10 protein-coding genes are annotated in these 11,562 nt (G+C 32.0%); 6 read left to right on the top strand and 4 right to left on the bottom strand.

What is annotated here, in order from left to right:
* Positions 1-112: 112 nt before the first annotated feature.
* Positions 113-715 (bottom strand): flavin reductase family protein, encoded by a 603-nt coding sequence (locus KPL55_RS10410; protein WP_216306645.1) that lies wholly within the window; start codon positions 713-715, stop codon positions 113-115.
* Between the two features lie 173 nt (positions 716-888).
* Here KPL55_RS10410 and KPL55_RS10405 point away from each other — a divergent pair, with 173 nt between their 5' ends.
* On the top strand, positions 889-1,251 hold the full coding sequence (locus KPL55_RS10405) for a hypothetical protein (RefSeq protein ID WP_216306644.1): 363 nt from the start codon (positions 889-891) through the stop codon (positions 1,249-1,251).
* 266 nt (positions 1,252-1,517) lie between these two features.
* On the top strand, positions 1,518-2,450 hold the full coding sequence (locus tag KPL55_RS10400; RefSeq protein WP_216306643.1) for an alpha/beta hydrolase: 933 nt from the start codon (positions 1,518-1,520) through the stop codon (positions 2,448-2,450).
* Positions 2,451-2,939: 489 nt separating this feature from the next.
* Here the strand turns inward: KPL55_RS10400 and KPL55_RS10395 are convergent, their stop codons facing one another.
* From KPL55_RS10395 to KPL55_RS10385, 3 genes are all read right to left on the bottom strand, one after another.
* Positions 2,940-4,706: an NADH-dependent [FeFe] hydrogenase, group A6 gene (locus KPL55_RS10395; protein ID WP_216306642.1), complete on the bottom strand. Its 1,767-nt coding sequence runs from the start codon at positions 4,704-4,706 to the stop codon at positions 2,940-2,942.
* A gap of 21 nt (positions 4,707-4,727) precedes the next feature.
* On the bottom strand, positions 4,728-6,623 hold the full coding sequence (nuoF, locus tag KPL55_RS10390) for an NADH-quinone oxidoreductase subunit NuoF (protein WP_216306641.1): 1,896 nt from the start codon (positions 6,621-6,623) through the stop codon (positions 4,728-4,730).
* A gap of 67 nt (positions 6,624-6,690) precedes the next feature.
* Positions 6,691-7,170 carry an NADH-quinone oxidoreductase subunit NuoE family protein gene (locus KPL55_RS10385; RefSeq protein WP_216306640.1) on the bottom strand — a complete coding sequence of 160 codons (480 nt, stop codon included), beginning with the start codon at positions 7,168-7,170 and terminating at the stop codon, positions 6,691-6,693.
* Positions 7,171-7,487: 317 nt separating this feature from the next.
* On the opposite strand from KPL55_RS10385, the gene pepF reads away from it, so the two are divergent.
* From pepF to surE, 4 genes are all read left to right on the top strand, one after another.
* Positions 7,488-9,296, top strand: a complete 1,809-nt coding sequence (gene pepF / locus KPL55_RS10380; protein WP_216306639.1) for an oligoendopeptidase F — start codon at positions 7,488-7,490, stop codon at positions 9,294-9,296.
* Positions 9,297-9,548: 252 nt separating this feature from the next.
* Positions 9,549-9,761 (top strand): DNA-directed RNA polymerase subunit alpha C-terminal domain-containing protein, encoded by a 213-nt coding sequence (locus KPL55_RS10375; RefSeq protein ID WP_216306638.1) that lies wholly within the window; start codon positions 9,549-9,551, stop codon positions 9,759-9,761.
* A gap of 507 nt (positions 9,762-10,268) precedes the next feature.
* Positions 10,269-10,655, top strand: coding sequence for a glycine cleavage system protein GcvH (gene gcvH, locus KPL55_RS10370; RefSeq protein WP_216306637.1), 387 nt, complete (start codon positions 10,269-10,271; stop codon positions 10,653-10,655).
* 122 nt (positions 10,656-10,777) lie between these two features.
* A complete protein-coding gene (gene surE, locus KPL55_RS10365) occupies positions 10,778-11,539 on the top strand; it encodes a 5'/3'-nucleotidase SurE (protein WP_216306636.1) in 762 nt (253 codons plus the stop codon).
* The last annotated feature ends 23 nt before the right edge of the window (positions 11,540-11,562 follow it).

Genomic DNA, 11,562 nt, shown 5'->3' with positions numbered 1-11,562 from the left:
TATAGATACCAGTGGAACCTGAAAAAGATGACTCCTGTGCAATACAGAAATCACCTTTTAGCATCTTAGTACTCTTTTTTATATTGTCCTTGACATAGGTACCAGTTTAAAATCAGGTTTTCTTTTTATTTTTTGATTTTAATTTATTATTTTTCTTCTGAACTGAATAACCAAATTTACCGAGAGCACTTGAATTTACACTAAAATACTCGCCATGAGAGTAGGTAATAAGATCTGCTTTTTCAAAGTGAATTTTCCCAGCATCATCTATTAGATTATTATTTACATGGGTGTTTACTATTTCAGCTAAAAATAAATCATGTGTACCTAGAGGTGTAATGCTTATAACTTTGCATTCTAAAGCTACGGGGCATTCAGAAATTATAGGTGCCGTAACATCTTTGCTACTTTCAACAGTGAAATTCATTTCTTTAATTTTATCTATTTGTTTACCAGAGCGTACTCCGCAATAATCAACTTCGCGAACTAGTTTAGAATTAGGTAAATTGACTACAAAGTCACCACTTTCTTTTATGTATTCATAAGATAGCCTTTCTGGCCTTATGGCTACTGTTATCATTGGTGGTTTAGTACAAGCCATGCCTATCCAACCCACAGTGAAAACATTTATTTTACCTTCTTTATTTTTTGAAGTAATTAATACTACAGGAACGGGATTTAGCATTGCACTGCCTTTAAATATAGTCTTTGTCATATATGTTCACTCCTATATCTTTAACATTATGTATATGGTATGTCTTATTTACTCTATAACATTCTCCATTATACAATATCTTAAAAGAATTATACAAGTGAAGATTTAATACGTAATAATTTTTCAATAATATGGTATAATAAGTTTATATTAATATGGGTATGGTGATAATTATGACGATAGTAGGAAAAATAATATATGGTGCTGGAAAAGTAGTTGGAAATACCGCTGGGTATGGTATCGAGTTAACTGGAAACGTTATATCTTCTATAGCTAAAATTTCAGGTAAAGATAAATTTGCACTAAACACTAGAAAATATAGTAAGGCAGTTTCTAGTTTGACTTTAAAAACTACAAAAATAACAGCAGCGGTAGCTGCGGTTATAGCAGATACAACTATTGAGGCGACTATAAAAACTGCAAAATATATTGCTGAAAATGCTGTAGAAACAAATGTACGAATATATGGTGAATCAGAGAAGTTTTATGATAAAGACAAATATATAGACGTTGAATATAAAGTAATGGAGAAATAGGACAATAAAAGTAAAAAAATGTTAAAATATATACTTTAATGTAATAATATTTTTTAAATTACTATATATTACTATCCAAATATATATTTTAGTGATATAATTTAAACAAGAGTAAATATGAAATATGAAATATTGTTAAAGAAATGAGATCCACACTAGCAGGTCTATTTAAAGATAGACTTATTCAGTGTGGTTTTTTTATTTTAGTAATTTAAATTTAAAACTACATTAAATAAGATTAGAAAATATAAATAGGGGATGGGATTATGATTTCAGAAAGTTTTACTTTTAGAGGTAAAGGTGATTTAGGGATATTTGTATATAAATGGTTGCCTGATAAAGGCAAAGAAGTAAAAGGAATAGTACAGATAGCTCATGGTATGGCAGAAACAGCAGCTAGGTATGAGAACTTTGCAGGTGAATTAACAAAGGATGGATTTATTGTTTATGCTAATGATCATAGAGGTCACGGAAAAACAGCAGGAGAAATTGAAAAACTAGGAGAACTAGGTGAAGATGGCTTTAATTCAATGGTTGAAGATATGCATAGTCTAAATGACATAATTAATGAAGAATATTGTAACTTACCTGTATTTTTATTTGGACATAGTATGGGGTCTTTTTTAACACAAAGATATATTTGCTTATATGGGAGGCAGTTAAAGGGCGTTATTATCACAGGAACATGTGGAGCTCAGGGCGTTATTATAGAAATAGGTAGGGTAATAGCAAAAATGGAGATTAAGAAGATTGGAAGAAGAGGAAAAAGTGATAAATTATATAAATTAATTTTTGGAAGTTATAATAATTCTTTTAAGCCAATTAGAACAGCTTTTGATTGGTTAAGTAGGGATAATAAAGAGGTAGATAAATATATAGCCGACCCATTCTGTGGGAATGCCATGACGGCAGGATTTTTCAACGATTTTTTAGCCGGTCTTAAAAATATAGAAAATAAAGCTCAAATTAAAAATGTGCCAATTGATTTACCAATTTATATTCTCGCAGGAGATAAAGATCCCGTTGGAAAGAATGGTAAGGGTGCTTTAAAATTGGTTAAGGCTTACAAAAAAAATGGAATCAAGGATCTAACTTATAAGTTTTATGTTGGTGGACGTCACGAGATGCTTAATGAAATTAATAAAGAAGAAGTAATTGGGGATGTAGTAAAATGGCTTAATAGACATTTAACCTCATAATATAATCTAAGTACTTTTTCATAGATTATGCTATAACGAAAAGTATATATTGTTAGGAATACTTTCACTTCACCAACCAATTCTAAAATTTATTTTATTTACATATGCTAAAAATCACAAACTCGCTTTCGCTCAAACATGTGATTTTCTTTACGCATCTGAAATCAAAACAAATTAAGAATTGCTAAGGTTTGTTCAAACGTATTCTACACAAGATATACTTTTGGTAGCATAATATATGAAAAAAGGTCTTAGTTCAAAATAATGTGGATAACTTTCTTTATTCGTCATACGTCTTAGTGTATGCATAATAATATGAACTTTCTCCGGAAGTGACTTCCAATAAGAAGAGTAGAAACAATTGAAATTTTATATTCGAAAAGACTAGATTTTCTTAATTTATTTCACGTTTTAATTTCTTATTGCAAGTCACGCAGGAGAAAGTTCATAAGGAATACATCTGATATGGATGCATCCCTTATGTTTTTATTATCTAGGTTCATATTTGTTCATCTTTTGATATTTTCGATCCTTATAATGAGTATGAAGTAGTTCATGAGCTTTTTCACTATAAGGTGCGCCTAAAAATTCACTATATAGTTTTTGAATAGAAGGGTTCTCATGAGATTTTCGTATTACTTTATTATCATCTTCTTTGTAGATGGCCTCTATTCTCTTTTTAAGTATATCGATATTACCATAGATATAGGGTTGACCACCACCTCCGATACAACCACCTGGGCATGCCATGATTTCTATTATATGGTAGGTAGATTCACCGCTTTTTATAGATTCGAGTAGTTTCCTTGCGTTTCCTAGACCGCTGGTTACTGCTACATTTACATCCATATCGTTTATTTTTACAGTTGCTTTTTTAGAGCCCTCAAGTCCACGAATGGAGTGAAATTCTAATGCTGGACCAGTTTCACCAGTAATCCACTCATAGGCAGTACGGACTGCGGCTTCTAGAACTCCACCGGAAGCTCCAAATATAACGCCAGCTCCAGACGATTCTCCCATTGGATCATCGAAATCATCGTCGTCTAAAGAAGCGAAATCAATACCAGCTTCCTTAATCATTTTTGCAAGTTCCCGAGTGGTTATTACAATATCTACATCTCTTAAATCATCATGTTTTAGTTCATCTCTTGCAGCTTCATATTTCTTGGCAAGACAAGGCATAATAGATACTACTACCATTTTTTTAGGATCTATATTCATTTTCTCTGCAAAATATGTTTTAGCTATAACACCAAACATTTGATGTGGTGATTTACAAGTAGATGGAATATCTAACATATCGGGATAATCGTGCTCTAACATGTTTATCCAAGCAGGGCAACAGCTTGTGAGTATAGGTAATTTACCACCATGTTCTAATCTATGTACAAATTCACTAGCTTCCTCCATTATAGTTAAGTCAGCTGCAAAGTCTGTATCAAAAACATAATCAAATCCGAGGGCACGTAGAGCGGATACCATTTTTCCAGTTACTACAGTGCCAGGCTTTAGGCCGAATTCTTCTCCAAGAGCAGCTCTTATGGCGGGTGCAGTTTGTACTACCACTATTTTGTCATTTGTATTTATAGCATCCCATACGTTTGTGGTGAAATTTACTTCGGTTAAAGCTGCAGTTGGGCACACGGCAACACACTGACCGCAGAAAGTACAGTTTGTTTCTGCTAGAGGTGCATTAAAAGCAGGAGCTACATTGGTTGAAAACCCTCTGTTTATTCCAGACAAGACCCTACAGGTTTGAACCTCGTTACACATAGTTTCACACCTTCTACACAAAATACATTTATCTAGGTTTCTTATAATGGAATAACTTGAATTGTCTGTTGGGTAATGAGACATTTTGCCTTCATACCTAATTTCTCGAATATCCAGTTCTGCAGCTAAAGATTGAAGCTCACACTTACGGTTTTTCTCACATAACAAACATTCTTTAGGATGATTAGAAAGCAAAAGCTCCACTACTGTTCTACGTGCTTTTATTGCCCTAATAGAATTTGTTTTTATAATCATGCCATCGCTTACATTAGTTGAACAGGCAGGGGCTAAATTTCTACGTCCATCTACTTCTACTACACATACTCTGCAAGAACCTGGATCATTTATAGTACTGCCATCATGAAGCTTAAAGTAACATAAAGTTGGTATATGAATATTAAGGCTTTTGGCAGCGTTTAGAATAGAAGTACCTTCATTTACTTCTATTTTTCTATTATTTATTGTTAAAGTTACTGAATTCAAATTAATCACCTCTCTTAAATATTACTTTCGTATTATGGCATCCACTGGGCATGCCTCAAAACATGAACCACATTTAATACATCTATTCTGGTCAATAACGTGTAGCTCTTTAACTTTTCCTTTTATACAGGTGACGGGACAAATTTTAGCACAACGAGTGCATCCTATACATTTATCTGTAATTTCATACATTAATAAGTCTTTACATACTCCAGCAGGACAGTGTTTATCTTTTATATGAGCATTGAATTCGTCTTCAAAATACCTTAAATTACTTAGAATAGGATTTGGAGATGTTTGTCCTAGACCACAAAGAGAAGTATCTTTAATAATTTGACCTAGTTCTTTTAAATTAACTATATCTTGCTCTGTGGCCTTACCTTTTGTTATCTTATCTACTATCTCATACAACCGAGTATTTCCTATTCTACACGGAGTACATTTACCACAAGATTCTTCTAAAGTGAATTGAAGGTAGAATTTTGCAATATCAACCATGCAGTTATCCTCATCCATTACAATCATTCCACCAGAGCCCATCATTGATCCTATTGAATTTAAAGATTCATAGTCTATTGGGGTATCCAAAAGAGAAGCAGGAATGCATCCTCCAGAAGGGCCACCGGTTTGAACTGCTTTGAATTCACGCCCATCTTTAATTCCACCACCGATATCAAAAATTATTTCTCTTAAAGTAGTCCCCATTGGAACTTCGACTAAACCAACATTATTGATTTTGCCTGCGAGAGCAAAAACTTTAGTTCCTTTAGAGGTTTTTGTTCCTATAGAACTGAACCACAAGGCACCTTTATTTATAATGGCAGGGATTAAAGCGAAGGTTTCTACATTATTAACACTAGTAGGTTTATCCCAAAGACCACTTTGGGCAGGGAATGGGGGCTTATTTACAGGTTCACCACGATAACCCTCAATGGAGTTTATAAGAGCGGTTTCTTCTCCACAAACAAAGGCACCAGCACCATACTTTAGGTGTACATCAAAACTAAAGTTAGTTCCTAAAATATCCTTACCCAAAAGACCACACTCGCGGGCCTGATTAATAGCTATTTTAAGTCTATCAATGGCTAGTGGATATTCAGCTCTTATATATATAAAACCTGTGGACGCACCAATAGCATAACCAGCAATAGCCATAGCCTCAAGAACACTATGAGGATCCCCTTCTAATATGGAACGATCCATAAAAGCACCAGGATCTCCTTCGTCTGCATTACATATAATATATTTTTGGTCAGCCTGATATTTCTTAGCAAAAGACCATTTTGTACCTGTAGGGAAACCACCGCCACCACGGCCTCGAAGCCCGGAGTCGGAAATAAGTTTAATAATATCTTCTTGGGACATTGTAGTAATAACTTTTCCGAGAGCCATGTAACCTTCCTCAGCTATTGATTCCCTTATATCCTCAGGATTTATAAGGCCACAGTTTCTAAGTGCAATTCTGTACTGCTTTTTATAAAAAGACATCTCATCTTGTCTTTTAACCTTTTGTTTCAAAGTTGGTTCTTCATATAACAAGCGTTCAATTACATTACCTTTAAGCAAATGTTCTTGTACTATTTCCTCGACATCTTCTGGTTTTACTTGGACATAAAAGACATTATCAGGATCTATTTTTACTATAGGCCCTTTTTCACAAAAACCAAAACAACCTGTTATATGTGCTTTTACTTCATTAGATAGGCCGGCCTCATTTATATTTGAGTTTAGCTTATCAATAATTAATGCACTATCAGCAGAGTGGCAACCGGTTCCACTACAAACTAATATTTCACGGTTGCACCTAGTATGTTCTACACCTAACTCTTGCTCATGAGAGAATTTCCTAAGCTTTAGTAATTGAGCAAAATCCTCGTGAGATTTTGTAAGGTCATTAAAAGAATTTATTTTATTCAAGGTTAAATCCTCCTCGCTATTTCTTGAGTAGATAACATTAATTAATTGATTAATTAATATCTATCTACTATTCTGAGTATTCTTCTAAAATTTTAATTACATCATTGGTTTTGAAATGACCATAAACTTTACCGTTAACAGTAACAACTGGGGCAAGTCCGCAGGCACCTATACATCTAAGGGATTCGATAGTATATTTTTTATCGGGTGTCGTTTCTCCAATAGATATGTTGAGTCTTCTTTCAAATTCACCTAAAATATCTGAAGATCCTCTCACAAAGCAAGCAGTTCCAGTACATATATTTATTACATATTTACCTCTAGGAACTGTAGTGAAATATGAGTAAAAGGTTACAACACCATATACTGAAGCGGTAGGAACGTGTAATTTTTCTCCAACAAAATCTTGAACCGCGTCTGGGAGATAGCCAAATATTTGTTGCGCCTTATGTAAGACTTCAATTAAAGAACTACGGTCATTGGGTACTGTTTTAATAAAATCTTCTAGTTTTATATATTTTTCATTGGACAAACTTTCTAAGCACACTATATAAACCTCCTTGATATTTTCATAGGTTTTAAAATAAATATCAATAAAAATATAATTTAAACAAATATCAACTATTAGTATTTCCAATTTATAAGAGAATATCCTATTAAGCTTTATCAAAATAAAATATGGTGGAATATAAACTAGCAAATGGTTGTATACTAGACATATCATTGTTTAGATATAAATGTTGGTGTATAGAGAAAATATTTGTAATAACGGATCGTTAAATATATGGTAATATAGGTATAATATATTGGCTTGAAATCTGCTTTATGAGATTTTAAATTTATAAATGAAAGAGGGGAATTTTAGTGAGTGAAGTTAAAAAACTTAAAACAAGAGATGAAATTGATAGTGCTTATAAATGGAATGTTAAAAAATTGTACGAAAATACGGCGCAGTGGGAAAAAGAATTTGAAATATTAAAAACTAAAGCTCCGAAAATTCAAGAGTTTTCAGGAAAACTAAGTAATGCGCAGGATTTATTATTATTCTTAGAGTGCAGTGTAGACATTGAAAGACTATTAGACAAATTACTTGTATATGGGCATTTAAGAGGGGATGAGAATACCGGTAATGCTGAGTTTCAAATCCTTAAAAATAAGATTGATGCATATGGAGCAGAAGTTTCTAGTTTTACAGCATTTTTTGTTCCTGAACTATTATTATTACCAGAGGGAGCTGTAGATGAGGCAATTAATAAGATTCCAAAACTTAAAGTTTATGAATTTTATTTGAGGGATATATTAGATCAGAAGGCTCACACTTTAAGTGCAGAGGGAGAAAAACTTTTGGCATCTGTTAGCGATTGTTTAAATGCACCGGGAAATATATTTGGAATGCTTACAAATGCAGATATGACATTTCCATGTATAAAAGATGAAAAAGGTAATGAGGTTGAATTAAATGAAGGAAACTATAGTAATTTTATAAAATCAAAAGACAGAAGGGTTAGAAAAGACGCCTTTGAAACATTATTTAAGACATACAAAGGATTTAGCAACACTTTGACAACAACTTTAACATCTTCAATAAAGAACTTTATATTTAATGCAAAAACAAGGCATTATTCATCGGCTTTAGAAAGTTCTTTAAAACCTAACAATATTCCAATGGAGGTTTATCAAACTGTAGTTGATACAATAAATAATAATTTACCATCGCTTCATAAGTATGTAAGTATTAAAAAGAAGTTATTAGGTCTTGACGAAATTCATATGTATGATCTATATGTTCCAATAGTTGAAGCTGATGAAGAGCATATTGAGTATGAAGACGCTGTTAAAATAGCATTAGATGGTATTAAGCCATTAGGTGAGGAGTATTTAAATATATTTAAAGAAGGAATTAATGAAGGCTGGGTAGATGTATTTCAAAATAAGGGTAAACGTTCGGGGGCATATTCTTGGGGATGCTTTGATAGTATGCCGTACGTACTCTTAAATTATAATTACAAGTTAAACGATGTATCAACGCTAGCTCATGAAATGGGTCACTCTATACATTCGTATTATTCAAGGAAAACTCAACCATATATATATTCAGGTTATGAGTTATTTTGCGCGGAAGTGGCATCTATAACTAATGAGTGCTTATTAATAGATCATTTAATTAAAAATGAGAGTGATAAGAAGAAAAGATTATTCTTAATAAATCAGCAACTAGAAGGAATTAGAACTACAGTGTTTAGGCAATGCATGTTTGCAGAGTTTGAAAAAATAACACATGAAAAAATTGAACAGGGAAATCCATTATCTCCAGAGGATTTATGTAAAATATATCATGAATTAAACCAAAAATATTTCGGGTCTGAAATGGTAATAGATGAGGGCATTGATATGGAATGGTCAAGAATACCTCATTTTTATAATGATTTCTATGTATATCAATATACTACAGGTTTTGCAGCTGCTAATTCTTTCAGTAAAATGATAGTTGAAGAAGGCGCGAGTGCGGTAGAAAGATATGTAGGGTTCCTAAAGAGTGGCGGAAGTGATTATCCAATAAATATACTTAAAAAAGCAGGGGTAGATATGTCGTCACCAAAACCTTTAGAAGATACTATAAAAAGGTTTGACGAATTATTAGAGATGCTAGAGAAAGAAATATACCTTTCCTAATGTAATAATTGATTTAATATCTTGAGTCCATAACTTATATAGTAATATAAGTTATGGGCTAATTTGATTTGCTATATTTGTATAGAAATACATATTATAATTAAATAAGTTATAAATATATCATATTAGGATGTTATATTATGAAAGCACAACAAGTTAAAACAAAAGATAAAAAAGTTAACTTACTTTGAACAATATTGAGGGGATTAATAAAAAATTATATATAAATCAGTTTATATAAAGGAGAAAATCATGAAAAATGAACATATACTAAGCAGTATTTTAATAAATTCAGATAAAATTAGTCAACCTGCTCTAAGAGTGTTACAAAGAGCAGGGATTGAAACATTGGAACAGTTAACTCTGTATAAAGAAGAGGAACTAATTGCTTTTCATGGATTTGGAACTAGAGCACTTACAATACTAAAAAAGAAACTTATGGAACATGGTCTTTCTTTCAAATAGTCAAAATAATTACTAATACCGAACTCCAGCTTTAGTAAATTCATTATCGGTGGGATGCCACCTATAATTCCTATCATTGGTACTATCGGGTAAAAGGGTACTTTATAAGGTCTAACCAATAATGAGAATTTATTATTTAATTACAAGTGTAATATCCAAGCTAAATTTAGTCAACAAAATTCTGTTGAAAATGTCTTGAAACATACAATCTAAAATATCTCCTGTAATGGCATTGAAAAAATAATCATAGTTTTTAGTTTTTTTATCTCTTTTTTCATATCACTCTGCATATATTTTACAAAAATGCATGGGGGGAGTTTGTTGGGTAATTTAAAATAACGCCTTTATACAATGCCTATAAAATATACGGCGGTAAAATAGATGCCACTGGATTTGTGAAAAATTTAGTGATAAATGGTATATCAGTACTTAGAAATAATCAAATTTGTATACTTAATGTGTTATGAAAATGGACGAAATAAAAAATAAAGACTAGGAGGATTTTAAATGAAAACATTAAAAGAGTTATTTTATAGTAAAGATCATGAATGGGTAATGATTCAAGGTAGTAAGGCATATGTGGGTATTTCTGATTTTGCTCAAAATGCATTAGGAAATATTCTATTTGTTGAGATTCCAGAGATAGATGAAGAATATACAATTGGGGATGTATTTGGAGTCGTTGAGTCTGTTATAGCAACTTCTAATTTGTACATTCCAATTAGTGGGAAGATATTAGAGAATAATCAGGCTATAGTAGACAATCCAGTATTAGTAAATGAAGAATGTTATGAAAGTTGGATGATTCTTGTAGAAATCAGAAACAGGGGAGAATTAGAGGGTCTTATGAATGAAGAACAATATAAAGAATATTGTAGTAAGGAGAAAATATGATAAAAATAGGTGAAATAAATATAAAAATCAATATTCATTTGCCCATAGATATCTATAGTTATAATATATATAATGAAGTATAATAATTATTATCTATATAGTGAATGATTGGAGGAACGAAGATGAGATTGCTTCTTACGAACGACGATGGTATAAATGCAAAAGGAATATATGCGCTAGCAAAAGAACTTGAAAAAGAGCATGAAGTAATTATTGTGGCACCAGATAAGGAAAGAAGTGCTTGTGGTCATTCAATAACTCTTACAAGACCACTTATTGTAAAAGATACTAACCTTATTGGATTAAAATCAAAAGCTTTTAGTGTAGATGGAACACCTGCGGATTGTGTGAAAATTGCAATTAATAAGCTTATTGACAATAAAATAGATATGGTAGTATCAGGAATTAACAAGGGGTTAAATTTAGGTACAGATGTATTATACTCGGGAACAGTTTCAGCAGCTATTGAGGCAACTATTTACAAAATTCCGGCTATAGCGATTTCTATGGAAATTCAGCAAAATGCTAAAAGTGATGAAACTTATGAAATTGCAGCAAAATACGCTAGAGAAATATTGTTAAAGGCTAAAGAGAATAACCTTGCAAATGATATTGTATTAAATGTAAATATTCCTATGTTAAAAGAGGATGAAATAAAGGGAATTAAAGTATGTAAAATTGGTAGTCGATTGTATAGTAATACTTATATAGAATCAAATGGAGAAAATAATGAAACTCAGTATAAGATTAAAGGCGTTGTAGAAGACATTCATGAGGAAGATTCTGACACAATATATCTTAAAGATGGTTATGTTACAGTTACTCCACTTCATTATGACTTAACTAATTTTAAAATATTAAAGGATGTATGTGAGTGGTTTTAGGATGCTTAAGGAAGGAGGGGAAA

Source organism: Clostridium lacusfryxellense, assembly GCF_018861735.1.
GTDB classification, from domain to species: domain Bacteria; phylum Bacillota; class Clostridia; order Clostridiales; family Clostridiaceae; genus Clostridium_AD; species Clostridium_AD lacusfryxellense.
This window is presented reverse-complemented; position numbering and strand designations above follow the sequence as displayed.